A 24,486-nucleotide genomic window follows, 5' to 3' on the forward strand; every position below is an offset into this window, starting at 1 on the left:
TTGTGGCTACACGTCGCGGGCTCGTGCAATGGCCTCTTCGTCGGCCTCGGCGACGTACAGCGTCAGGGTTTCGCCTGCACGGATGCCGTCGCCGTTGAGTGAGTTCCAGCGACGCAGGTCACTGACCGAGACCTGGAACTGACGGGCGATGCTGGACAGGGAGTCCCCGGGCTGGACTTCGTAGGCCACGCTGCGGCCGTTATCCGACGAGCTTCCCCCATTGGCCTGGGCGACCTGCAACGTATCGCCCGGGCGCAGGATGGCGTCGCGCTCAAGCTCGTTCGCCGCGCGCAGCTCGCTGATGGTCATGCCCGTGCGCTCGCTGATCGTCCACAGGCTGTCGCCTTCCTGGATTTCATAGGTGTCGAGCTCGCCTGCTTCGGCCGCGGCCGCGACCTGGATCTCGGCGTCTTCCTGTCCGGTGACCGGCAGCTTCAGGGTCTGCCCCGCACGGATATTGTCGCCGTTGAGTCCGTTCATCTCGCGCAGCACGGCCACCCGGGTGCCGGCCCGCTGGGCGATGGAACCGAGGTTGTCGCCACTGGCCACCGTGTACTCGCGGAAGCGGATCAGCGGGTTTTCTCCGTGTTCGGTCAGCGCCACTTCCAGAGCTTCGGCCGCATCATGCGGAACGAACAGGTGCTGGGCGTTGGAGGGGTGGGTCGCGTGGCGTTGATAGCCAGGGTTCAGGCGCTTCAGATCATCCGCCTCAAGCCCGATCATCTCGGCGATCAGGGCGAGATCGGCCTGGCGACCGGGCTCGATCCGTTCCAGGGCCGGCTCGTTGGCGATCGGGGTGAGTTGTGTTCCGTGCTCGTCGGGGTTCAGGAACAGCTCGCGCAGGGCCAGCAGGCGCGGTACGTAGGCGGTTGCCTCGGCGGACAACTCCAGGTTCCAGTAGTCGGTGGGTTCCCCGCGCGCGGCGTTGCGTTCGATCGCCCGCGTCACGTTGCCCTGACCGAAGTTGTAGGCCGCCAGGGCCAGGTACCAGTCATCGAAGCGCTGATGAAGCGCCTCCAGATAGTCCAGTGCCGCGAGGGTGGACTGGTAGACGTCACGGCGTCCGTCGTACCACTCGTCGCGTGCCAGGTCGAAGTGGTCACCGGTGGCGGGGATGAACTGCCAGATGCCAGCCGCACGGCCGCTCGATGTGGCCTCAGCGGCAAAACCGCTTTCCACGATCGGCAGCAGCAGCAGTTCGGCCGGCATGTCGCGCTTCTCGATCTCGGAGAGGATGAAGTAGGCGAACGGCTCCGCCCGCTCGGTCGAGAGCTGGATGATGCGCGGGTTGTTGCGGTAATGCTCGATGTACTGCTCCACCCGTTCGTGGTGCAGATCATCGGTAAAGCCGAAGCCCAGGCGGGTACGCTCCCAGAGGTCGTCGGTTTCCGCGGCCTGGTCGGCGGCCTCGCGGGCCTGCCGCTCCATGGCTGCCTGAACGTCTGCCTGAGTTGGACCCTCCACCACAGGCTTGTCGACCTGAGAGGTATCCAGTGCGCGTTCGGAGTCGTGTAGGCTACAGGCAGAGACCAGCAGGGTCGTCAGGCCTAGGGTTAAGCCAAGTGGTAGTCGGGAGCGGGGTCGGATCATCATGGCGCTGAAGGATAAACCACACTCGGAGTATCACCAAGACCCTTTTTTGCGCTGGCTTTCTCACTGGTACGAGAAGCCGCAGGGTCGGCGGGTTCGCGAGCGGCTTTTGCAACGCATTCGGCAACATGCCGCACCCGGCCCCGGAGAGGTGGCGATCGAGCTCTCGCCGGTCCCGATGCTGGAGGAATCCGACACCCTGGGTGGTCCGATCGTGCGCATGGACTCCTCGCGTCCCGGGCTATTGATGGAGCCGGAGTTCTGGCCGCTGGAATCGGACTGCGCGCGCCGCATCGTGCTGGCTCATCCCTGTGCCTACAGTGATCTGCCGGCCGCCGTGGTGGCCGAGGCCGCGCGGGTACTGGAGCCGGAGGGCATGATCTTCATGCTGGAGGGCAACCGCCTGCAGCTGGGTGATCAGGGCGGGGTTCGGGTTTCGCCGCTGCCCGAGGGGCTCCGGCGTCGCCAGTACCGCGAGTTCATGGAGTCCGCCGATCTGGAGGTGCTGGAGCAGTGGAGCCTCAGTCTGCTGCCTCCCGGTCTGTCCGAAACCTGGCAGCAGCGGCTGGCCCCGGTGGATGCCTGGACCCGTCGGGGGTTGCCGCCTCTGGCCAGCGTGATCCTGACGGTTGCCCACAAGCGGGTGGACCTGCCGTTGCGTCCGGCTACGCAGTATCGCTTCGCCAGCCCGGGCCCCCGCCTGCGGCCGGGGCTGGTATCCTCGCGCACTTCGAGCCGCAGCGAATCGAAGTCAGTCCATGGATGAAGAGCGTGTGTACATCTATACCGATGGCGCCTGTCGCGGTAACCCCGGCCCCGGTGGCTGGGGCGCGATCCTGCGCTATCGCGGCACCGAGCGCGAGCTGCACGGGGCGGAGCCCGAGACGACCAACAACCGCATGGAATTGACGGCCGCCATCCGTGCCCTGGAGACGCTCAAGCGCCCCTGCAGGGTGGAACTGGTCACGGATTCGAAATACGTCAAGCAGGGCGTGACCGAATGGCTGCCCGGCTGGAAACGCCGTAACTGGAAGTCCGCCAGTGGCTCCCCGGTGAAGAATCGTGACCTGTGGGAGGCGCTCGACGCCCAGGCCGCGCGCCACGACATCGAGTGGTACTGGGTGCGCGGTCACAGTGGCCACCCGGAGAACGAGCGCGCGGACCAGCTGGCCAATGCGGGGATCGACGCGCTGCTGGCCGGCCAACCCATCGAGAATTGAGACCGTCACCATGCGACAGATCGTGCTGGATACCGAGACCACCGGCCTGGAGCCGGGCGAAGGGCACCGCATCATCGAGATCGGTTGCCTGGAATTGGACAACCGTCGCCCGACCGGGCGCAAACTGCACGAGTACCTGCAGCCGGATCGCGAGATCGATGCCGGGGCGATCGAGATCCACGGGATCACTAACGAGTTCCTCGCCGACAAGCCGCGTTTCGCCGATGTGGTCGGCGAGTTCATCGAGTTCGTGCGCGGGGCCGAGCTGATCATCCACAATGCGCCGTTCGATGTCGGCTTCCTCAATCACGAGTTGCGCCTGCTGGGCGACGCCGCGCCCGTGACGGAGCTGGCGGAGGCCTGCACCGTGCTGGATTCGCTGGTTATGGCACGGCGTATGCACCCGGGCACGCGCAACTCGCTGGACGCGCTGTGCAAGCGCTACGAGATCGATGCCTCCGGGCGCACGCTGCACGGCGCGCTGCTCGATGCCGAGCTGCTGGCGGACGTTTATCTGGCGATGACCGGGGGGCAGGTGGCGCTCGGGCTGGACGCCGGGGGCGAGGGTGGTGCCGAGGCTGGTGCGCCGGTGCGCGCGCAGCGCTCCGGCAAGCCCCTACCGGTGATCGAACCGGACGCCGACGAACAGGCCGCGCACGAGGCCCTGCTGCGCACGCTGGACGAGTCCGCTGGTGGGGCCTGTCGCTGGCGCGCGACCACGTCCTGACGTAGGGAAACACTGATCAATGTACACACTCGCGTTGGCACCCCAGGTTTTCCGAGACAAGGCGCGTCGGGCAGCGGGTAGTGGTTCTACCCGCAAGCGGCGCAACGCAGAATCGGGGAACCTGGGGTGCCAACCCCTACAAGCTACTGAGAGACGGGGCTCGGCCGCTTTTGCGCGCGCACGGCGTTGCGGTTCCCTTGTGCAGAATGACTGCACGGCAGTCACCGCGCCTTGTTCGCACGCAAAAGCGACTCGAGCGCGAGCGTGTACATTGATCAGTGTTTCCCTTTGGCCTCCCGGCGCGGCCGGTCATGGTCAGAAGATCAGGTTGATCACCATCAGCGAGACGACCATGAACAGCAGGGTCATCAGCGAGCCGGCGCGCAGGTAGTCGGCCACGCGGTAGCCGCCCGGGTCCATGATCAGGGCATTCACCTGGTGGGTGGGTAGCAGGAAGGAGTTGGACGCGGCGATCGCCACGATCAGCGCGAACACCCGCGGATCGGCGTCGATGCCCACACCCTGGGCGACGGTGGCGAAGCTGACGGCCAGCGGGACCAGCAGGACGGTGGCTCCCACATTCGACATCACCAGCGTGAAGAAGGTGGTCAGCAGGAACACTGCGACCTGTAGCACCCAGACCGGCATCCCCTCCAGTTGTGCCATGCCGTTGGTCGCGATCCATTCGCCGGCGCCGGAGTTCTCCACCGCGAGCCCCAGCGGGATCAGCGAGGCCAGCAGAAACACTGTCTTCCAGCTGATACCGCGGTAGGCCTCGTCCATCGCGATCACGCCGGTCAAGATCATCCCCAGCGCACCCCCCAGCAGGGCCAGTGCCAAAGGCAGATCGGTGAACAGCACCAGTCCCAGTCCCAGCGCCAGCGAGCCGAGGGCGGCCAGCGGCCGATGGCTGGCGGGCGCTTCGCGCCGACGACGCGGGTAGCGGCTGGTGACCACGACGAAGTCGCGGTCATCCTCCAGTGCCTGCAGGTGTTCCCAGGGGGTATGCACCACGAGGGTGTCGCCGGCCTTGAGCGGGGTATCGGGGACCTCGTCGATGATCAGGTCGTCCCCGCGCTGGATACGGAGTACGGAGATGCCGTAGGTCCGGCGTATACCCTTGTCACGCACGGTCTGGCCGATCAGGTCGGAGCCGGGGGGTACGATCACCTCGGCAATCCCGCCATAACGGGCCGACATTGCACGCGCGAATACGTCCAGTTCGTCCTTGAGGATTGTCCCGGTGTTGCCGCAGGTCTTCTCGATCGTGGTGACCGGGCCCAGGATGGCCAGGTGAGCACCGCGTTCCAGTTCGATTTCGCGGTTGGGCTCGATGCGGGTCTCGTCGCCGGTGGTGACGCCCACCACATGCACGTCAAAGGCGGCCTCGAAGTCGCCCACGCGCATCCCGGCCAGCGAGCTGTCCTCGCCCAGGCGGGCCTCGCGCACACCGAAGTCCATGCCATATACGTCCCGGAACCAGGCCGAGGTGGTCTGTACCCGGCTCTCGTCCGGGTCCTCGCTCCAGGGCTCGCGGGCTGGCAGGACCCAGTGCCCGAGGATTGCGAAGTACAGGATCAGGGTGGCCAGCAGCGCCAGCCCGATCGGGGTCACGTCGAACAGCCCGAAGTCGTCCAGGTGCCCGGGCATCAGGTCGTTGAGCAGGATCAGCGGGCTGGAGGCGACCAGCGTCAGCGTGCCGCCTACGATGGCGGCAAAGCCCATCGGCATCAGCAGGCGCGAGCGCGGGATGCGCGCGGCCGCGCCGATGCGGTTGATCACCGGCATGAACAGGGCGGCGGCCCCGATGTTCTGCATGAAGGAGGTGACGATGCCCACGGCACCCGAGGTCGTGGCCATGACCCGACGTTCGGTGTGCCCGCCAAAGCGCAGGATCAGGTCGGCCAGGCGGTTCATCACCCCGGAGCGGTCCAGGCCCGTGCCGATAATCATCACCGCGATGATCGCGATCACCGCGTTCGAGGCGAAGCCCGAGAACAGTTCCTCCCCCTCGACGATTGGCGCCACGCCCGGTACCAGCGCGACCATGCCGAGCAGGAACAGTACGCTCAGCGCCGCCAGGTCGATCCGGATAATCTCGGTGACGAACAGCAGGATCGTCAGGACCAGCAGCCCGAACACGATCCCCATTTCCAGGGTGAAGGCGACCGATTCCATCAGAGGAGGCCCTGTTTGTCGGGATCGGTTGGGGCGGGACGGTCGTCGATGCGGGAGCCGCCTAAATCAGGCAACGCGTGGACGTACTTCTTGCTCGAGCCGAGGCCCCAGGGACTGGCGGGCCTGATCGAGCTCGAAGTGATCCTGGAGGTTCATCCAGAACTCGGGCGAGGTGCGGAAATAACGGCCCAGGCGAAGCGCCGTATCCGCCGTGATCGCGCGCTTGCCCTGCACGATCTCGTTGATTCGACGGGGGGGCACGCTGATGTCGTGCGCTAGGCGGTACTGGCTGATGCCTGCCTCCTCGATGAATTCGGCCAAGTGCTGGCCTGGGTGGATCGGGGCCTCGATATGCTGAGTTGTCATCGTCGCCTCCGTGGTGGTGGTCGTCGAGTCAGTGGTAGTCAACGATCTCGACGTTGTAGGCGTGACCGTCTCGCCATTCAAAGCAGATGCGCCACTGGTCGTTGATCCTGATGCTGTGCTGGCCTGCGCGGCCGCCTTTCAGGGCCTCTAGTCGATGCGAGGGAGGCTGGCGCAGATCCTCGAGGCGTGTGGCAGCGTGGATGCGCGCCAGACGCATTCGTGCCCGGTGCGTTACCTCGTTGGGAAGCCGGCGCGCCCTCTCGCCCCGGGCCAGCCGCGCGGCTTCCTTGCCGCGGTAGCTCTGGATCATGGATCAATATTAACGCGCTACGTTATTAGTGCGCAAACGGTTGCCGTATCGGGACATCTAATGGAACGCCGATCCAGATATGCGTCCGCTGCTTCCTCGCCCTTGGCTGCGAACGAGGTGCGGTGACCGCCGAGCGGTCATTGCAGGCGTTCGCGCAGGGCGTCGAGCAGGCCGTCCATCGGGAGGTGTTCGGCCTCGCTGGCGGTGCGCACCTGGTATTCGAGTTCGCCGGCGTCTAGGCCGCGTTCGCCGATGACCAGGCGGTGCGGGATGCCGATCAGCTCCATGTCGGCGAACATTACGCCGGGACGCTGTTCGCGGTCGTCCAGCAGGACCTGGAAGCCGGCGGCCTCCAGTTCGTCGTGCAGCTGCTCTGCGGCCTCGCGCACGCGCTGGGACTTCTTGGCGCCTATCGGGCACAGGGCGATGTCGAAGGGGGCGATCGCTGTCGGCCAGCAGATGCCGCGCTCGTCCGAGTTCTGCTCGATCGCGGCGGCGACCACGCGCGAGACGCCGATGCCATAACAGCCCATGGTCACCACCTGTTCGCGGCCGTCCTCGTCGAGCACACGCGCACCCAGGGCCTGCGAATATTTGTCCCCGAGCTGGAAGATGTGGCCGACCTCGATACCACGGCGGATCTCGATCGGGCCGGAGCCGTCCGGGGCTGGCTCGCCCTCGGTGATGTTGCGCAGATCGGCGCTCTCCGGACTGGGCAGGTCGCGCTCCCAGTTCACGTGCTTGAGGTGGTGGCCGTCCTCGTTGGCCCCAACCACCATGTCGGCCATGCCGAGTGCGGTCCGATCGGCCAGCACCGGGATCGGACTGCCCACGGGCCCCAGCGAACCCGGGTCGGCGCCGAAGGCGGCACGGATCTCGGCCGCCTCGGCCATGCGCAGGGGTTCGGCAACCCACGGGTGTTTCTCGGCCTTCACGGCATTGAGCTCGTGGTCGCCGCGCAGGACCAGCGCGACCAGATCGGCATCGACCTCGTCGGAGGCGGCGACGACCAGGGTCTTGACGGTCTGTGCGGTCGGGATGTCGAGAAAGTTCGCCAGGTCCTCGATGGTATGGACCCCGGGGGTCGCGATCTTTTCCATTTCACCGCTGGGGGGCGGGGCCTGGGCCGGCTTCGGGCACGTGGCGAGCTCGACGTTGGCGGCATAGCCGCCCGGGGAGAAGGCGATCGCGTCTTCGCCCGAACTGGCGAGCACGTGAAATTCGTGCGAGGCGTTGCCGCCGATCGCGCCGGTGTCGGCCTCTACCGCGCGGAAGTCCAGTCCGCAGCGTCCGAAGATGCGGCAGTAGGCATCGTGCATCTGCTGGTAGGTCTGCCCCAGCGAGGCGGCATCCAGGTGGAAGGAGTAGGCGTCCTTCATCAGGAACTCGCGGGCGCGCATTACGCCGAAGCGCGGGCGGCGCTCGTCACGGAACTTGGTCTGGATCTGGTAGTAGTTGACCGGCAGCTGGCGGTAGCTGCGGATCTCGCGGCGCACGAGATCGGTGATGACTTCCTCGTGGGTCGGCCCGAAGCAGAAGTCGCGCTCGTGGCGATCCTTCAGGCGCAGCAGCTCGGCGCCGTAGAAGTCCCAGCGACCGGACTCCTGCCACAGTTCGGCTGGCTGCACGGCCGGCATCAGCACCTCCAGCGCGCCCGCGCGGTCCATCTCCTCGCGCACGATGTTCTCCACCCGGCGCAGCACGCGCAGCCCCAGTGGCAACCAGGTGTACAGCCCGGCGGCCAGGCGCCGGACATAGCCGGCACGCAGCATCAGCTGGTGGGAGACGATTTCGGCGTCGGCCGGGGTTTCCTTCAGGGTGTTCAGCGGGAATTGCGAGACGCGCATCGGGGCAGTCCGTTATCAAGTGCGTGAGAGAAATGACGGCCCACCGGGCCGCGACGATTCAGAACGTTGTGCCGTTGGTACCCCAAAAATGGCGCGGAGCGTCGGCGAACTCGATGTAGACCCGGGCCGGGTCCAGAGCCAGTTCGGCCTGCAGCGCATCGCACAGCTTGCGCGAGAGTTCGCGCGTCAGGCCCTCGGGCAGGCCAATGCTCTTCAGCTCGCAGTAGGCGAGCGGGTCGGTGCTGCCGGCGAAGCACATCGCCGGGTTGTGCGTGCAGGCGACCATCACGTAGCCCTCCGGTTTGCCCAGCCATTCGGCGACCTGCGAGGACAGGCGCTGGCACAGTCCCGCAGCATCGTCGGGCAGGGTGGCGTTGGTCTCGACTCGCAGAAGCGGCATCTCGGCTCCCCTTCGATTGGCTAAGGCGCCACATGATACGGCCAGTGGACGGGCCGTGCAGGCCACGGTGTGCCGCCTGAAGATATAGCTATACTCACCGTAGGGTATTTTCTGGCGTCGGCGTTGCCCTTGGCGCGCAATCGGCGTATAAATTAGAAAACTCTAATATAAGATGCCCCGCCGGAATCGATAGCAGGGAAGGAACTTAAGCCGATGACACCCAAGTGGATGCGCCCGGCCCTCTGGGCCCTATTGCTACTGCCGTTCGCCGCCCAGGCGGACTTTCCGTTCGAGACTGCGACCGCCGAACGCCAGGCCCTTGCGCAGGAGCGCATCCTGGATGGTCGCGTCGAGGCCGTGCAGCGTTCCACGATCTCGGCGCAGACCTCCGGCCGGGTGCGCGAGATCTACGTCGACGTAGACGACTTCGTCGAGGCGGACGAGCTGCTGTTGCGCATTAGCGATTCCGAGCAGCAGGCGCGTGTGAGCCAGGCCGAGGGCGATCTGGCCGAGGCCCGTGCCCGCTTTGGCGAGGCACGCTCCGAGTTCAACCGCATCCAGGACGTATTCGAGCGGGGCGTGGTATCGCGTTCGGAATTCGAGCGCGCGGAGGCCGAGCTGGAATCGGCCCGGGCGCGTTTGCGCTCGGCCGAGGCCCGCGTCGAGGAGGCCCGTGAGCAGCTGGGTTACACCGAAGTGTTCGCACCGTTTTCCGGAATCGTTACTGAGCGCCACGTGGAGTTCGGGGAGTCGGTCAGCCCCGGCTCGCCGCTGCTCTCGGGGATTAGCCTGGACCGTCTGCGCGTGGAGGTGGATATCCCGCAACGGCTGATCCACGCGGTACGCGAGCGCCGCGAGGCCGAGGTTCTGCTGAATGACGACCAGCGGCTCGTGGCCGAGAGCCTGACCATCTTCCCCTATGCCGACCCGGCGAGCTCCACCTTCCGTATCCGCGTGAATCTGCCGGAGCAGGAGGACCTGGGTCTGTTCCCCGGCATGTTCGTGAAGACGGCGTTCTTCCTGGACGACGTCGAGCGCCTGACCGTCCCGCGCGAGGCCGTCGTCTATCGCAGCGAGGTTACCGCCGTGTACGTGATCGACGACGAGGACCGGGTGCGCTTTCGTCAAGTGCGTGTGGGCCGCACATATGATGGCGATATCGAGATCCTGGGTGGCCTGAGCGAGGGCGAGCGCGTGGCGCTGGATCCGGTGCACGCGGCGATCTACCTGAAGGAACACCAGCCGGTGGGTGCCGATGAGTGATGTCAGCACGGACGCGGCATCCGGCCGCATGGGGATTTCCGGGCGCATCGCCCAGGCCTTCCTGACAACCCAGATCACGCCGCTTCTGGCCCTGCTGGGCCTGTTGCTGGGGCTGTTCGCGATTCTCGTCACCCCGCGCGAGGAGGAGCCGCAGATCAATGTGACCATGGCCGACGTGTTCATCCCGTTCCCCGGGGCGAGCGCCGAGGAGGTCGCGCAGCTGGTGGCAACGCCCGCCGAGCAGGTGCTCTCGGAGATCGAGGGCATCGACGACATCTATTCCACCTCGCGCCCCAACATGGCGCAGATCACCATTCAGTTCGAGGTCGGCGAGGACCGCACGGCAGCGCTCGTGCGCCTGTACAACCAGGTGTTCTCCAACCAGGACTGGCTGCCCCAGGGGCTGGGGGTCGGCGAGCCGATCATCAAGCCGATGGGCATCGACGACGTCCCGATCGTCAACGTAACGCTATGGACCGAGGACGAGGAGCGCGGCGGCCATGATCTGTTGCGCGTGGCGCATGCCCTGGAATCCGAACTCAAGCGCGTCCCCGGCACCCGTGACATCTATACCGTCGGGGGCCCGGATCATGTGGTGCATGTGCGCTTCAAGCCGGAGACGCTGGCCGCCTATAACCTGTCGGTGGACGACCTGCGCGACAGCCTGCAGGCCTCGAATTTCTCCCGCGATGCCGGCCGCCTGTACCAGGACGACCAGGAGATCCTGATCCAGGCCGGCGACTTCATCACCGAGCCCGAGGCCTTCGCCGGGCTGGTGGTCGGGATGCACGACGACCGCCCGATCTACCTGTCCGACGTCGCCGAGGTGATCCAGGGCCCGGCGTATGCGACCGAACATGTGCGCTTTGCCCATGGTGCGGCCGCCGGGGATCGTGCGCGTATTGGCGAGAGCCACCCGGCGGTCACCGTGGCGATTGCCAAGCAGCCGGGCACCAATGCTCCGGATATCGCCGACGCCCTGATCGAGCGGCTCGAGCAGCTGCGCGGGACGTACATACCCGACGGTATCGAGACCACGATTACCCGCAACTATGGCGCGACCGCCGACGACAAGGCGAACACCCTGATCCAGAAGCTCGTGCTGGCGACGGCCTCGGTGGTGATCCTGGTCTGGATCGCGTTGGGCTGGCGCGAGGCCTTCATCGTCGGCGTGGCGGTGGTGATTACGCTGGCGATCACGCTGTTCGCCTCCTGGGCCTACGGCTTCACGCTCAATCGCGTGTCGCTGTTCGCGCTGATCTTCTCCATCGGGATTCTCGTGGACGACGCCATCGTGGTGGTGGAGAACATCCACCGGCACATGGTCCAGGGTGGCAAGAAGTTCCTCGAAGCGATCCCGGTCGCGGTGGACGAGGTGGGCGGGCCGACGATCCTCGCAACTTTTACCGTGATCGCGGCGCTGCTGCCGATGGCGTTCGTCACCGGCCTGATGGGGCCGTACATGAGTCCGATCCCGATCAACGCCTCGATGGGGATGATCATCTCCCTGGCGGTGGCCTATGTGGTCACGCCCTGGCTGACGTACAAGGTCCTGCGGCGTCAGGCCGAGCAGCACGAGCACGCCGCCCCGGCCGCGGGTGGCCACGCCCCGGAGGGCGAGAGTGCCTCTGCCGGCCTGATGAAGATCTTCAACACCCTGCTGATGCCGTTCCTGGGGACTGGCGGGCGCAAGAAGGCCAATCGTCTGGCGCTGTGGGTGGGTACGCTGGTGCTGATCCTGGGTTCCGTCTCGCTGGCGTACTTCCAGTTGGTGGTCATGAAGATGCTGCCGTTCGACGACAAGTCGGAGTTCCAGGTGGTGCTGGACATGCCGGAGGGGACCAGCCTGGAGCGCACCTCCATGGTGCTGTCCGAGATGGCCGATTACCTGAAGACCGTGCCCGAGGTCGACAACGTGCAGACCTACGCGGGTACCGCCGCGCCGATCAACTTCAATGGCCTGGTGCGGCAGTACTACTTGCGCGAGGGCAGTCATGTCGGGGACATCCAGGTGAACCTGACCCACGCCAATGACCGCTCGCGCAAGAGCCACGACATCGCGCTCGGCGTCCGCGAGGCGATCAACATGATCGCCGACCACCACGGCGGGGCGGTGAAGGTGGTCGAGGTGCCGCCGGGGCCGCCAGTGATGTCGCCGATCGTGGCCGAGATCTACGGCCCGGACTACAGCGGCCAGATCGAGGTCGCGAAGAAGGTGCGCGAGGTGTTCGAGAACACCGAGGGCATCACCGACATCGACGACTCGGTGGAATACCCGGGGCCGAAGAAGATCCTGCAGGTGGACCGCGAGCGGGCCGCGCGCCTGGGTGTTTCGCAGCAGGCGGTGGTGCAGGCGATCGAGACCGCGCTGTCCGGCGAGGACGTGACCTACCTCTACGGCTCCAACGTGAAGTACGCGGTCCCCGTTCGGCTCGAATTCGACCAGGCCGAAAAGGGCAGCCTGGGCCCCGTGCTGGGGCTCAAGGTGCGCGCGCGAAACGGTGCCCTGGTGCCGTTGTCCGAGGTCGTCAACGTAGTGGATTCCAGCCTCGAGCACTCGATCCACCACAAGAATCTGCTGCCGGTGGTCTATGTGGTGGGTGATCTGGCCGGCGGGCTGGACAGCCCGCTGTACGGCATGTTCGAGATGTTCTTCGGGCTGCGCGACAAGCCAATGGCCTATGACGAGCCGCTCGAGCAGCTCTTCATCAACCAGCCGGACAACCCGTACAACTTCTCGCTGAAATGGGACGGCGAGTGGCAGGTGACCTACGAGACCTTCCGCGACATGGGCATCGCCTACTCGGTGGGGCTGATCCTGATCTACCTGCTGGTGGTCGCTCAGTTCCGCTCGTACATGGTGCCGCTGATCATTATGGCGCCGATCCCGCTGACGGTGATCGGGGTGATGCCGGGGCATGCGTTCATGGATGCGTTCTTCATGGACGCCAAGTTCACCGCGACCTCGATGATCGGGATGATCGCGCTGGCCGGGATCATCGTGCGCAACTCGATCCTGCTGGTGGACTTCATCAACGACGAGATCCGCCGCGGCGTGGACGTGATCGACGCGGTGGTGCATGCCGGCGCGGTGCGCGCCAAGCCCATCATCCTGACCGGCCTGGCGGCGATGGTCGGCGCCGGGTTCATCCTCGACGATCCGATCTTCTCCGGCCTGGCGATCTCGCTCATCTTCGGCGTGTTCGTCTCCACGCTGCTGACGCTGGTGATCATCCCGGTGCTGTATTACCTGTACGTGCGCAACCGCACCGAGGCGATCCGCGCCCAGAGCGCGTAGGCGTCACCGGCATTGCGCCTGCGGGCGCAATGCCGGAGTCCGGATCCGGCGTTTTCGCTGCCGACGCGCGAGCCGCTACAATCTCCGCTTTGACCGAACGGGAGTTACCCGATGGATGTCGAGATGGGAGAAGAGGGCCTGAATGTCCTCGGGATCAGCCGCGAGCAGTGTGCAACACTGGTCGAGGCCCTGAAGGCCAGCGAGGACCAGCGTTTTATGGATGACCCGGACCTGCGCAGGCTGTTCAAGCTGCTGGCCGTGCTGCAGAGCGACCTGTGGGACGACATGACCGCCGGACAGTTCGACTTCGCCCCCTACAAGAAACAGTAGCGACTCGCGCGCTGTTCCCTCAGGAGTCTGGAATGTCCGACAACGGATCCCGCCGTCCCTCGAACTTCGTAATCGGCAACATCTTCCTCGCTGCGGCTGCGCTGATGCTGTTCTTCTTCGTCACCCTGTGGGAATACCTCGGGGTGATCGCGCTGGTGCTGTGGATGGCGCTGGCCGCGATCGGTGTCTACTTCATCGTCAAGGACAAGGACATCAATCCCGGCGGTCCGCCGAACTGACCGCGCTGCGCGGGAGACTCGTTACAGGAACAGGATGGCCACGATGGTCACGGCCGCGATTACCGCGACGGCATCGGCCGTCAGTGCAGCGGCCAGGGTGTGGCGTACGCGCTTGACGCCGATCGCGCCGAAGTACACGGCGAGCACGTAGAACGTGGTCTCGGTCGAGCCCTGCAGGGTGGAGACGAGGATGCCGACGTGGGTGTCCGGGCCGGTGGCCGGGTCTTGCATGATGCCGGCCATGATCCCGTAGGCGCCGGAGCCGGACAGCGGGCGCAGCAGGGCCATCGGCAGGGCCTCGGCCGGCAGGCCGAACGGGGTCGTCAGCGGACCGACCAGCCCGACGAACATCCCCAGCGCACCGCTCTCGCGCAGCATCCCCACCGCGACCAGGATCGCCACCAGATAGGGAATGATGCGCAGGGCCACGTTGAAGCCCTCCTTGGCCCCCTCGACGAAGACCTCGTAGACCGGCACGCCGCGGATCACCCCGTAGGACAGGAAGCCGACGACCAGCCCCGGGATGATCCAGGGGGCGATTGCCTGGCCATACACGATCGTCAGCGGGATGATCGCCAGCACCCCCAGCAGGACCAGGATCGAGACCCAGGCCGGATAGCCCTCGGTGGGGACCTCGATGTTCATCGGCTGTTGATCGGGCTGGCCGCTGTCCTGTTCGCGGTTTTCGGCCGTCGCTGGTTCGGTGCTGTCCTGGCTGGCTTCCCGGATCGTTTCTTCCAGCCCGTCGGAGCTGGAAGAGGCATCGGCATCGATCGAGCGGGTGGGGGGCGGGCTGCGGAAGTAGCGCTGCAGGATCAGGGCGCTGGTGATGCCGGCGATGGTCGCGAACAGCGTGGCGAACAAGGTGGTCGGCAGGATTGCGGCCGGGGCCTCGGAACCCAGCGAGGCGCGTAGCGCGATTACCCCGGTAGGCAGCAGCGTGATGCTGGAGGTGTTGATCGCCAGGAACAGCGCCATCGCATTGGTCGCGGTACCCGGGTGCGGATTCAGCTTCTCCAGCTCCTGCATCGCGCGGATGCCGAACGGTGTCGCGGCGTTACCCAGCCCGAGGATGTTGGCGGAGAAGTTCAGGATCATCGCGCCCATCGCCGGGTGCTCCGGCGGGACCGACGGGAACAGGCGCACCATCAGCGGGCGCAGCAGGCGCGCCAGCACGGTGAGCAGGCCGCCGGCCTCGGCGATCTTCATCAGCCCGAGGAACAGCGCCATGACCCCGACCAGCCCGAGTGCGAGCTCGACCGCCGAGCTGGCGGCGTCGATCGCGCCTTCGGACAGGGCCTGCATCGGTTGTTCGTCGGGGTCCGTGGACTGGAACTCGCGGATCGCGGCCGTGGCCACGGCGATCACAATCAGCGCGAGAAAGATCAGATTCATGCGGCGCCCGCCCCTGGCCGCGCGGGCATCAGCGGTTCTCCCCGCGCGATACCCCGCGCAGAACGGCATCCATTGCGCGCGCCGGTAGCAGCCACTTGAGGAAGGCGAACAGCTTGGTCGGGAAGGTGATGCGGTAGCGCACCCGCGGACGGCGGGCCTCAAGCGCGTGCACCACGCAGCGGGTGACGGCCTCCGGGCCGAGGGTAAACGGGGCGTCCGACTCGGCGTTGGCCATGCGCGCCTCGGCGGCGCGGTAGGTCTCGGCCCAGGGGCTGTGCTCGCGGTGGATGTGGCGGCGGAAGGCCTTCAGGGCGTTGGCGCGGAAGGCGCTGCGAATCGGGCCGGGCTCGACCAGGCTCACGTGGATACCCGTGCCGTGCAGCTCCTGGCGCAGGGTGTCGCTCATGCCCTCGATCGCGAACTTGGAGGTCACATAGGCCCCACGCAGGCGCAGAGCGGCAAAGCCGAGTACCGAGGAGTTCTGGATGATCCGTCCCTCGCCAGCGCGGCGCATCGCTGGCAGCACCGCATTGGTCAACTCCAGCCAGCCGAGTACGTTGGTCTCGAGCTGGGCGCGCAGGGTGGCCCGGTTCAGATCCTCCACTGCGCCGGGCTGGCCGTATGCGCCGTTGTTGAAGAGTCCGTAGAGGTGGCCGTCGGTCCGGTGCAGGGTCTCGGTGACCGCGCTGCGAATGCTGGCGGAGTCGTCCAGGTCCAGCTGCAGGGCCTCGAAGCCCTCCTTCTTCAGGCGCGCCACATCCTCGCCGCGCCGGGCGGTAGGAAACACACGATAGCCGCGCTCGCGCAGAGCACGGGCAGTGTGCAGCCCGATCCCGCTGGAGCAGCCGGTAATCAGGACAGCACGGGTTTGGGGCTCGCTCACCGGACCCGACTCAGTAGGTCAGGGTGGCCACGCCGTCCTCGACGACCTCGCCGATAAAGGCGCCACCGCCGCGCATGCCGTCCAGCTCGGGGATCGCGTTGTCCAGGGTCAGACCGTTCTCGTCCATTGCGCCGGCACAGGCGTAGAAGCGGCAGCCGGCCTCGTGGGCATCCTGCATGAAGCTGTAGACCGACTTCTCTCGAGCCTCGCCGGGATAGATCTTGTCTGCCACGCCCTGACGCAGCAGGCGCGTGGTACCGGCGGCAAAGTACATCTCGACTTCCAGATCCATCGCGGCCGCGACGGTCGCCTGGAAGAACGGGGCGCCCAGCGTGCCGGGGCGGTCCAGATCCAGGTTCAGCAGCATGATCACGATCTTTTCGGCCATGACAGGTCCTTGCGGGCAGTGCGTGCGTGTATGGGGCGAATGATCGACGCTGTACGCCACGGGCGCAATACTGGGACCGGGAAAGGCCTTTTATTCCCGGGAAACGCCCGCATAATACGCCTCGAACCGTTTTGTTGCGGACGTTGTCGCGGACGCGTAGCCGAGGAATACACGCATGCCCATATACGAATATCAGTGCAAGGACTGTGGCGAGATCTCCGAGCTCCTGCAGAAGATCTCCGATCCGCCGGCCACCACCTGTCCCGAGTGTGGCGCCGAGGCCCTGACCAAGCAGGTCTCCGCCGCCGGCTTTCGCTTGGCGGGCGGCGGCTGGTACGAAACCGACTTCAAGAAGGATGGCAAGCGCAATCTGAAAGATAGCGGTGGCGCCAGCAATGACTCCGGCAAGACGGCGTCCGCAGCACCGGGCAAGCCCGAGGCGACCCCCAAAGCGGCGGCGGCCGGCACCTGATCGATGCTGGTCTCCCTGCGCCGCTACCTGATTGCAGGGCTGCTGGTCTGGCTGCCGCTGATCGTCACCGGCTTCATCATCAAGCTGCTGGTCGACCTGCTGGACTTCACCATCCTCCTCCTGCCGCCGGCCTGGCGGCCGGAGGCCTTGCTCGGATTTTCGATCCCCGGTGCCGGGATCGTGATCGCCATCGTGGTCGTGTTCGTCACCGGCGTGATCGTGGCCAATATCGTCGGCCGCAAGCTGGTCTCGCTGGGCGAGTCCATTGTGCACCGCATCCCGCTGGTCAGCTCGATCTACGGGGCGGTCAAGAAGCTCACCGAGACGGTGCTGGCTGATGGTGGCCAGGCCTTTCGCAAGGTGGTGATGATCGAGTACCCGCGTCGGGGGCTGTGGTCCGTGGGCTTTATGACCGGCACGGGTGCCGGTGAGGTGCAGGAGCGCACCGAGCGCGACGTGATCACGGTGTTCGTCCCGACCACGCCCAACCCCACCTCCGGCTTCGTGCTGCTGGTCCCGCGCGAGGAGGCAGTCGAACTCGACATGACGGTCGAGGACGGGCTCAAGTTCGTGATGTCCATGGGCGTGGTTACGCCGATGTCGAGCCCCGCCGAGGCCCCGGCTCCGGTTGCGCGAGAGCAGGGCAAATCGTAAGATTTCCGGCCTTTTCGCGGGCGCAGGCGCGGAGTTTGCCCCGCTTTCCCGACTAACCGTGCAGGCCCTCCGCGGGCGTGCCCTTCGGCTGGAACAGCGCAATGCGAACTCATCTGTGTGGACGTGTCACCGAGAACGAACTCGACTCGGAGGTGACCCTTTGCGGCTGGGTGAACCGCCGGCGTGACCACGGGGGCGTGATCTTCGTTGACCTGCGCGACCATACGGGCCGGGTGCAGGTCGTGTTCGATCCCGACCGCGAGGACGTATTCGGCCGCGCCGAGCAGCTGCGCAGCGAATTCGTAATCCGCATGACCGGCCGCGTGCGCCGCCGCCCCGAGGGCACCGAGAACCCCGACCTGTCCACCGGCGCGGTGGAGATCCTGGGTCTGCAGCTGGAGGTCCTGAACGCCGCGAAGACCCCGCCATTCCCGCTGGATGACGAGGACGTCGGCGAGGATACCCGCCTGCGCTATCGCTACGTGGACCTGCGCCGCCCGGTGATGCAGGAGCGCCTGCGCCTGCGGGCGAAGGTCTCCGCGGCCATGCGCCGCTTCCTTGAGGAACGCGATTTCCTCGACCTCGAGACCCCGATGCTGACCAAGGCCACGCCGGAGGGCGCGCGCGACTACCTGGTGCCCAGCCGCACGCATCCGGGCAGCTTCTTTGCCCTGCCGCAGTCGCCGCAGCTGTTCAAGCAGCTGCTGATGATGTCCGGCATGGACCGCTATTACCAGATCACCCGCTGCTTCCGCGACGAGGACCTACGTGCCGACCGCCAGCCGGAGTTCACCCAGCTGGACATGGAGATGGCGTTCGTCGACGAGGCCGACGTGATGGACGTGACCGAGGGCCTGATTCGGCACCTGTTCCGCGAGGTGCAGGGCGTCGAGTTGCCCGATCCGTTCCCGCGCATGGCCTACGCCGAGGCGATGGCCCGTTTCGGCTCCGACAAGCCGGATCTGCGTATCCCGCTGGAGTTCACCGAGCTGACCGAGGTGATGCAGGCGGTGGAGTTCAAGGTGTTCAACGGCCCGGCGAACGACCCCGAGGGCCGTGTGGCCGCGCTGCGTGTGCCGGGCGGGGCGAAACTGACGCGCAAGGAGATCGACGTCTATACCGAGTACGTCGGCCGCTACGGCGCGAAGGGCCTGGCCTATATCAAGGTCAATGACCCGGCGGATCTCGAGGGCGGGCTCCAGTCGCCGATCCTGAAGTTCCTGCCGGAGGACGTGACCCGGCAGATCCTGGACAAGACCGCGGCCGCCGCCGGCGACCTGATTTTCTTCGGCGCCGACAAGGCCTCGGTGGTCAACGAGGCGATCGGTGCGCTGCGCGCGAAGCTCGGCCACGACCTGGAGATGGTCGAGGCGGGCTGGCAGCCGCTGTGGATCGTCGACTTCCCGATGTTCGAGTATGACGACGGGGACAAGCGTCTGTATGCCCTGCATCACCCGTTCACCGCCCCGGCGGTGGACAGCCCGGACGATCTGCGCAACAACCCGCGCGAGGCCCTGTCCCGCGCCTACGACATGGTCCTCAACGGCACCGAGGTCGGCGGCGGCTCCATCCGTATCCACAACCCCGAGATGCAGTGGGCCGCATTCGAGGCCCTGGGCATTGGCGAGGACGAGGCGCGAGAGAAGTTCGGCTTCCTGCTGGATGCGCTGGAATTCGGCGCCCCGCCGCATGGCGGTCTGGCCTTCGGCCTGGACCGTCTGGTGATGCTGATGAGTGGCGCCCACTCCATCCGCGACGTGATGGCATTCCCCAAGACCCAGACGGCCGCCTGCCTGCTGACCGACGCCCCGGCGCCGGTCGGCGAGAAGCAGCTGCGCGAGCTGGGCATCCGCCTGCGCGCCAGCGCCACGCAACAGGCTGGGTAGGCGTCTCTCCGCCGTGGCCGGCATGCGCGCCAGCGTTGTCACCGTCCATGGCTGGCATATGCCGGGTCTGGAACTGGCGTTGCTCGAACGCCGGCTGCGTGCGGGCGGGCTGGAGGTTCACCGTTTTCATTACGCCTCGCGCCGACAGACCCCGGAACAGGCGGCCCGTTCTCTCGCCGCCTTCGTCGAGGAAGTCCCTGGAGACCTGGTGCACCTGGTGGCCCACAGCCTTGGCGGCATCATCGTGCGCCATCTGTTTACCGTGGCCCCGGTCCAGCGGCCTGGCCGCATCGTGATGCTGGGCTCGCCGCTGGCGGGCAGCCGCGTCGCCGCGCGCCTGGCGCGCAACCGGCTCGGCCGCTGGTGGCTGGGAGCGGCACTGGATCGCGGTCTGCTGGGCGGCAGCCCGATCCTGCGCGGGCGCGAGATCGGGATGATCGCCGGTAGCCGCGCGATCGGGCCGGCGCCGCTGTTCGCGCATATGCCGCCCCCGCAGGACGGCTTCGTTGCGGTGGACGAGACGCGCGGCCCGGATGTCTCGCGGCACCTGACGCTGCCGGTTTCGCATACGGGGATGCTGTTCGATGCGACCGTTGCCCGTGAGACCCTGTATTTTCTCGACCGTGGCGACTTCCTGCCCTGAGTGCACCGCTTGACCCGCCTAACGCCGGATCTTCAGGAGCCTTTCCACCTGTTCCTGCCACTGCGGACCCACGTGCTGTGTGTACCACGGGTCGACAGCGGGGACGCGCGGGCGCGGGCCGTTCAGCCACTCGCCCAGGCGCGCGGCCAGGGCCCCGGGGTCGCCGGCGGGATAACGACAGGCTGCGGGGTATTGCTCGGGGTAGACCAGGGCATCGGGTACTAGTGGCAACGCCCCCGCACTCGTGGCCTCCAGCAGCGACAGCCCCTGAAACTCGTGGCGCGCGGTACTGACCACGATCCCCGCCCTGCACAGCCAGTGTTCGTACTCCGCGCGTGTGCAACGTCGATCCACTTCGATGTGTCCCGCCAGATCCTGGCGCAGCCGCGCGAGGGCGTCCGGGGTCCTGGAAGGCCGGGGACCGAGCAGGGCGAGCCGGAAGTCGAACCCCTGGTCGGCCAGTTGTCGCAGGGCCTCGGCGAAGTCTCCCGGGGCCTTGTCGTATTCCCAGCGGTGATTCCACAGGATCAGGTTGGCATCGCGTTGGGCGTCCTTGCGGCGCGGGGTGGCGCTGACAGGGACAGGGAGGATCTCGCTGCGGGCGGCGAGCGTCGCGCTCAGACCCGTTGGTACTTGGTCCGGCATGCGTGCGAGCAGGGCATCGACACCCGCCAGGAAGGAGTCGCGGTTGTAGCGCGAGTTGAACGCGACCTGATCGGCGGCCAGCGCACCGTAGAGCTGCACCATCTGCGGATCCACCGAGCGGTTCTGGCGGGGGCTGGCGGGGTAGGCGAACTGGTTCTCGTGGAAGTAGTACAGCGCAGGGGTGTGTGCGAGCGCCGGGTGCAGCCCGCGCAGCGTTGCAAGGTCGACCATTGAAGTCGCAATGATGGCGTCCGGGCGGACGTCCCCCAGGCCCTCGAGCCAGGAGAGCGGGTTGCCCCGAATGCGCCACCGAAAATGGCGTCCGGGCAACTCTCGGCGGTCCCAGTCGAACGCGGGGAACTGGTGGGTCAGCCAGTCGGCCCAGGCGGCATGGCTGTCCGCGCGGTAGGCCGAAAGCAGCAGGATGCGGGGGGTGGACCTCACACCTTAAGGGGCGTGGTCCGGTGCAAAGTCCTGTGAGGGGCGGTGCAGGTAGTAGCCCTGGACCATATCGACCCCCAGGTCGGCCAGCATCGCAAGGGTGGCGGCGTCTTCCACACACTCGGCCACAGTCCATTTCTCCAGGCCGCGGGCGACATCGACCATCGCACGGATGAACGCCTGATTGTCGCGGTTGTTGGCCAAGTCGCGCACGAACATGCCATCGATCTTGAGCACCTGGACACCCAGGTACTTGAGGTAGGCAAAGGTGGAGAAGCCGGAGCCAAAGTCATCCAGGCAGACGAGGCAACCGGTTTGCTGCAGCGCCTCAATGAAGCGCTGGGCGTCCTGCATCTCGGAGACGGCCGCCGTTTCGGTGAGTTCGATGATCAGCCGCTTGGGGTCGACCTGCTGCTTGCCCAGTTCGCTCTCGATGTACTGTGGCAGCCCGGGCTCGTCGAAGCTGCGACCGGAGATGTTGATCGCGATCCCCGGTAGCTCGGAGTGCCTGGCCAGGCGCGCGATGGCCTCGACGATGACCCAGCGGTCGATATCGAGGATTTGCCCCGTTTTTTCGGCTACCGGGATAAATTGCCCCGGCATCACCACTTCGTCGGGGGCCAGCGGGTCGCGCATGCGAACCAGGGCCTCCATGTGGTTCAGCGCCCCGTTTTCCACGTGGTAGATCCCCTGGAAATGCAACTCGAACTGTCCATTCTCCAGCGCCTTGCCAATGCGTTGACTCCAGCTCATGCGCTCGAGCATGCGTTCGGCGGTGTTGCGGCTGGGATCGAAGACCGCCCAGGTGTTCTTGCCGGCGTCCTTCGCCTGGTACATCGCGGCATCGGCGTGTGCCACCAGGTCCTCGACATTGTCGCCGTGTTCAGGATAGCGCGCGATCCCGATACTCGCGGTCAGGCGATAGTTCTGGCCGCGGAAACGAAACGGGATCGCGGAAATCGCGCGCGCTACCCGCTCGGCCAGGCCTTCGGGCTCCTGTTCCGATGCGTGGTCGATCAGGATGGCAAATTCGTCGCCACCGAGACGGGCAAAGATCTCCTCGCCACGTACCAGGCTCGCAATCTCGCCGGCCGCACGCACCAGGACCGTGTCGCCGGCGCGGTGGCCGAAGGTGTCGTTGATGGTCTTGAACTCGTCCAGATCGAAATAGATCAGTGCGAAATGGGTATCACGGCGGCGCGCGGTCTGGATCGCCTGGTCCAGCCGGCGCTGGAAGCGGTGCCGGTTGTACAGGCCGGTCAGCGGGTCGTGTTCGGCCAGATAGACCAGCTGTTGGGCCGTCTGGCGTTCGTGCGTGACATCCTCGTACAGCCAGAGCCGCCCGATGGAGCGCTCGTCGGTGTCGTGTACCGGGTAGGACAACTGGGTCAGAATGCGGCCATCGTAGAGATCCACTTCGAAGCGTTCGCTGATCTCGTGGGTGTCGAGTACGTGCAGCACGTGGCGCGAGGCGTGATCGGGTCGGGCAAAGCGGTGGGTGGAATGTTCGAGCACCGCGCGTGAGGGCTGCCCGATCAATTCGATTTCGTCGGAGATCGCCCACATCCGGCGAAATGCGGGATTCACGTATTCGATTTGTCCCTGACGGTCCTCGAACAGGATACCAATGCTCATGGCCGAAAGGAGCGAGGCCATGCGCCCCTGCTCGCGGCGCGTGAGTTCCAGAAGGCGCGCCTGTTCGTCGCGCGAGGTCTCGAGATCCTCTAGCGCCTCCAATAGTGCGGCTTCGTTGCGCTTGCGCTGACTGATGTCGTGCACGATGGCGACATAGCGCGGGCGTTCGCCACGGGGGGCGACCAGCTGCAGCGAGATATGCACCGGTACCTGATGGCCGGCGGCGTGCTGGTGCGTGGTCTCGAACAGCAACTGGTCACGTTCGCCTCGGCGCAGGGGTTCCAGCAGGCTGCGAAAGCGGGTCTCCGGATACTCGGGTTTGATGTCGTAGGGATGCAGCTGCAGCAGTTCCTCGCGGGTGCGGCCCGTCTGGTCCATCGCCCCCTGGTTGACATAGATGAACTGCAGGCTGTCCACATCGAACAGGAAGACGCCGTCCAGCGTCAGGTCCAGCGTGCTGCGAAAGGCCTCCAGTTCCTCACCGCGTCGTTCGAGTTCGCGGGACGTGGTGACTAGTTCATGGGCATCGAACACATGGCCCTGCAGATAGGCCAGGCGCCCGTGTTCATCGTAGACACCGGCGCCACGCTCGAAGATCCAGCGAACAGATCCGTCCCGCTTAACGAGTCGGTACTGGACCTGATAGGTGCCGTCGCGCTCGAGTGCTTCCTGGACCGCTTTCTTCGTGTAGGGGGCATCGTCTGGATGCTCGCAACCCGCGGGGGTGATATCCCCGCGGTAGAAATCCTCGGGGTCGTAGCCGGTCAGCTCACGGACCTCGCCGTGTATGAAGATGACGTCCCACTGGGGGTTGTTACGGCAGCGATAGACAAAGCCGTTGAGCGTATCCAGTACTCTGAGCAGATCATCATTGTGCTGCGCGCCGATATTGCGGGCGAGGCTGATCAGTGCCAGTACAAAGAGAATTGCGGCTGCAGTACGAAGGGCCTGTATGGGCACCCCGGTCGCGGCCAGAAAGTCCCCCTGGGACGGCAGCCACTGGGGAAGGGCGACATCGACCTGCGCCGGGAAGGGCAGGAACGCGGCATAGGCCAGAAACGCGACCGACGCGATTCCCAGTGCCGGAACCAGTCGGCTCGCCTCCGCGCCGGAACCGGGATGCCGCATGTGCAGCCAGAATGCGATCCCCGTAAGCAAGGCGCCCGGAAAGCCGATCAGATAGCGCGCCCCGTTGGCGAGTGCCAATGCCGGTTCAGTGGCGGCCACCAGCATCGCGCCCAGGCCGGCTCCGAGGGCGCCATACACCAACCAGGCTGGCAGGCCCAGGGGGGGACGAATATCGAGCAGCACCCGGCGGCCGAACTCCAGCAGAGGCAGATAGGAGGCCGCCAGCCAGGCCGCCAGGAACCCGCGGTCGCCGAACGCTCCCAGGTCATGGTGCAGCCCGATGGCGTTGAGAAAGCCGTAGGTCCCGTGTAACAGCCCAAACGGAACCAGCCAACCCACATGGGTGGTGAAGGGTACGAAGCGCTCGCGGCGCGGCAGCATCAGCGCCACGATGCCAAGAATGAAGAACGCGAGCCCGTTGAGCGCGTACAGCAGTGTCAGTGGGGCGGTATCCAGGCCCACTAGCTAGATGGAAACTCGGATTGGGGGGGTGGGGCCTTGCGTGCAGGACAAGCTGGTATGCGACTGGAGTGGAGCACGTGGTAGTC

22 protein-coding genes are annotated in these 24,486 nt (G+C 66.1%); 11 read left to right on the top strand and 11 right to left on the bottom strand.

Annotated elements, in window-relative coordinates:
• Positions 1–6: 6 nt before the first annotated feature.
• Complete coding sequence (locus F623_RS0103980) at positions 7–1,593, bottom strand: LysM peptidoglycan-binding domain-containing protein (protein ID WP_026279334.1); 1,587 nt, start codon at positions 1,591–1,593, stop codon at positions 7–9.
• Here F623_RS0103980 and F623_RS0103985 point away from each other — a divergent pair.
• Genes F623_RS0103985 through dnaQ form a run of 3 tightly spaced genes read left to right on the top strand, consistent with a single transcriptional unit; the run spans position 1,592 to position 3,537 of the window.
• On the top strand, positions 1,592–2,356 hold the full coding sequence (locus F623_RS0103985) for a hypothetical protein (protein WP_026278563.1): 765 nt from the start codon (positions 1,592–1,594) through the stop codon (positions 2,354–2,356). The genes F623_RS0103980 and F623_RS0103985 overlap by 2 nt on opposite strands.
• Positions 2,349–2,810, top strand: a complete 462-nt coding sequence (gene rnhA / locus F623_RS0103990; RefSeq protein WP_018868034.1) for a ribonuclease HI — start codon at positions 2,349–2,351, stop codon at positions 2,808–2,810. The genes F623_RS0103985 and rnhA overlap by 8 nt, the downstream gene beginning before the upstream one ends.
• 10 nt (positions 2,811–2,820) lie before the next feature.
• Entirely contained in the window at positions 2,821–3,537 is a 717-nt protein-coding gene (gene dnaQ / locus F623_RS0103995) for a DNA polymerase III subunit epsilon (RefSeq protein WP_018868033.1), read from the top strand.
• A gap of 315 nt (positions 3,538–3,852) precedes the next feature.
• On the opposite strand, the gene F623_RS0104000 is transcribed toward dnaQ, so the two are convergent.
• The 5 genes from F623_RS0104000 to F623_RS0104020 all read right to left on the bottom strand — a co-directional run bounded on the left by F623_RS0104000 (position 3,853) and on the right by F623_RS0104020 (position 8,638).
• On the bottom strand, positions 3,853–5,715 hold the full coding sequence (locus F623_RS0104000; protein WP_018868032.1) for an SLC13 family permease: 1,863 nt from the start codon (positions 5,713–5,715) through the stop codon (positions 3,853–3,855).
• Between the two features lie 66 nt (positions 5,716–5,781).
• Positions 5,782–6,081 carry a HigA family addiction module antitoxin gene (locus tag F623_RS0104005; protein WP_018860589.1) on the bottom strand — a complete coding sequence of 100 codons (300 nt, stop codon included), beginning with the start codon at positions 6,079–6,081 and terminating at the stop codon, positions 5,782–5,784.
• A gap of 28 nt (positions 6,082–6,109) precedes the next feature.
• Positions 6,110–6,391, bottom strand: coding sequence for a type II toxin-antitoxin system RelE/ParE family toxin (locus F623_RS0104010; RefSeq protein ID WP_026278562.1), 282 nt, complete (start codon positions 6,389–6,391; stop codon positions 6,110–6,112).
• A gap of 137 nt (positions 6,392–6,528) precedes the next feature.
• A complete protein-coding gene (locus F623_RS0104015) occupies positions 6,529–8,238 on the bottom strand; it encodes a proline--tRNA ligase (protein WP_018860587.1) in 1,710 nt (569 codons plus the stop codon).
• 58 nt (positions 8,239–8,296) lie between these two features.
• Positions 8,297–8,638: a phenylpyruvate tautomerase MIF-related protein gene (locus F623_RS0104020; RefSeq protein ID WP_018860586.1), complete on the bottom strand. Its 342-nt coding sequence runs from the start codon at positions 8,636–8,638 to the stop codon at positions 8,297–8,299.
• A gap of 213 nt (positions 8,639–8,851) precedes the next feature.
• Here F623_RS0104020 and F623_RS0104025 point away from each other — a divergent pair, with 213 nt between their 5' ends.
• The 4 genes from F623_RS0104025 (at position 8,852) to F623_RS0104040 (ending at position 13,768) form a co-directional block, all read left to right on the top strand.
• Positions 8,852–9,901: an efflux RND transporter periplasmic adaptor subunit gene (locus F623_RS0104025; protein ID WP_018860585.1), complete on the top strand. Its 1,050-nt coding sequence runs from the start codon at positions 8,852–8,854 to the stop codon at positions 9,899–9,901.
• Positions 9,894–13,199 carry an efflux RND transporter permease subunit gene (locus tag F623_RS0104030; protein WP_018868031.1) on the top strand — a complete coding sequence of 1,102 codons (3,306 nt, stop codon included), beginning with the start codon at positions 9,894–9,896 and terminating at the stop codon, positions 13,197–13,199. Before F623_RS0104025 ends, F623_RS0104030 begins: the two co-directional genes overlap by 8 nt.
• A gap of 111 nt (positions 13,200–13,310) precedes the next feature.
• Positions 13,311–13,529 (top strand): hypothetical protein, encoded by a 219-nt coding sequence (locus F623_RS0104035; RefSeq protein ID WP_018860583.1) that lies wholly within the window; start codon positions 13,311–13,313, stop codon positions 13,527–13,529.
• Positions 13,530–13,561: 32 nt separating this feature from the next.
• On the top strand, positions 13,562–13,768 hold the full coding sequence (locus F623_RS0104040; protein WP_018860582.1) for a hypothetical protein: 207 nt from the start codon (positions 13,562–13,564) through the stop codon (positions 13,766–13,768).
• Positions 13,769–13,789: 21 nt separating this feature from the next.
• On the opposite strand, the gene F623_RS0104045 is transcribed toward F623_RS0104040, so the two are convergent.
• Genes F623_RS0104045 through F623_RS0104055 form a run of 3 tightly spaced genes read right to left on the bottom strand, consistent with a single transcriptional unit; the run spans position 13,790 to position 16,434 of the window.
• Positions 13,790–15,163 (bottom strand): nucleoside recognition domain-containing protein, encoded by a 1,374-nt coding sequence (locus F623_RS0104045; protein WP_018860581.1) that lies wholly within the window; start codon positions 15,161–15,163, stop codon positions 13,790–13,792.
• A 28-nt stretch (positions 15,164–15,191) separates the two neighbouring features.
• The gene (locus F623_RS0104050) at positions 15,192–16,046 is read right to left on the bottom strand and encodes an SDR family NAD(P)-dependent oxidoreductase (RefSeq protein ID WP_018860580.1); all 855 of its coding nucleotides are present in this window, start codon (positions 16,044–16,046) and stop codon (positions 15,192–15,194) included.
• A gap of 10 nt (positions 16,047–16,056) precedes the next feature.
• Positions 16,057–16,434, bottom strand: a complete 378-nt coding sequence (locus F623_RS0104055; protein ID WP_018860579.1) for a DsrE family protein — start codon at positions 16,432–16,434, stop codon at positions 16,057–16,059.
• Between the two features lie 175 nt (positions 16,435–16,609).
• Between F623_RS0104055 and F623_RS0104060 the strand changes: the two genes are divergently transcribed.
• The 4 genes from F623_RS0104060 (at position 16,610) to F623_RS0104075 (ending at position 20,089) form a co-directional block, all read left to right on the top strand.
• Complete coding sequence (locus F623_RS0104060; RefSeq protein ID WP_018860578.1) at positions 16,610–16,906, top strand: FmdB family zinc ribbon protein; 297 nt, start codon at positions 16,610–16,612, stop codon at positions 16,904–16,906.
• 3 nt (positions 16,907–16,909) lie between these two features.
• A complete protein-coding gene (locus F623_RS0104065; RefSeq protein ID WP_018860577.1) occupies positions 16,910–17,560 on the top strand; it encodes a DUF502 domain-containing protein in 651 nt (216 codons plus the stop codon).
• Between the two features lie 101 nt (positions 17,561–17,661).
• A complete protein-coding gene (gene aspS / locus F623_RS0104070; RefSeq protein WP_018868030.1) occupies positions 17,662–19,446 on the top strand; it encodes an aspartate--tRNA ligase in 1,785 nt (594 codons plus the stop codon).
• Positions 19,447–19,459: 13 nt separating this feature from the next.
• Positions 19,460–20,089, top strand: coding sequence for a triacylglycerol lipase (locus tag F623_RS0104075; protein WP_026279333.1), 630 nt, complete (start codon positions 19,460–19,462; stop codon positions 20,087–20,089).
• 18 nt (positions 20,090–20,107) lie between these two features.
• Here the strand turns inward: F623_RS0104075 and F623_RS0104080 are convergent, their stop codons facing one another.
• Positions 20,108–21,178 carry a DUF3524 domain-containing protein gene (locus F623_RS0104080; RefSeq protein ID WP_018868028.1) on the bottom strand — a complete coding sequence of 357 codons (1,071 nt, stop codon included), beginning with the start codon at positions 21,176–21,178 and terminating at the stop codon, positions 20,108–20,110.
• Between the two features lie 3 nt (positions 21,179–21,181).
• Positions 21,182–24,400 (bottom strand): EAL domain-containing protein, encoded by a 3,219-nt coding sequence (locus F623_RS0104085; protein ID WP_018868027.1) that lies wholly within the window; start codon positions 24,398–24,400, stop codon positions 21,182–21,184.
• Positions 24,401–24,486: the final 86 nt, after the last annotated feature.

It is taken from the genome of Thioalkalivibrio sp. ALD1 (genome assembly GCF_000381245.1).
In the GTDB taxonomy this organism is placed as follows: Bacteria; Pseudomonadota; Gammaproteobacteria; order Ectothiorhodospirales; family Ectothiorhodospiraceae; genus Thioalkalivibrio.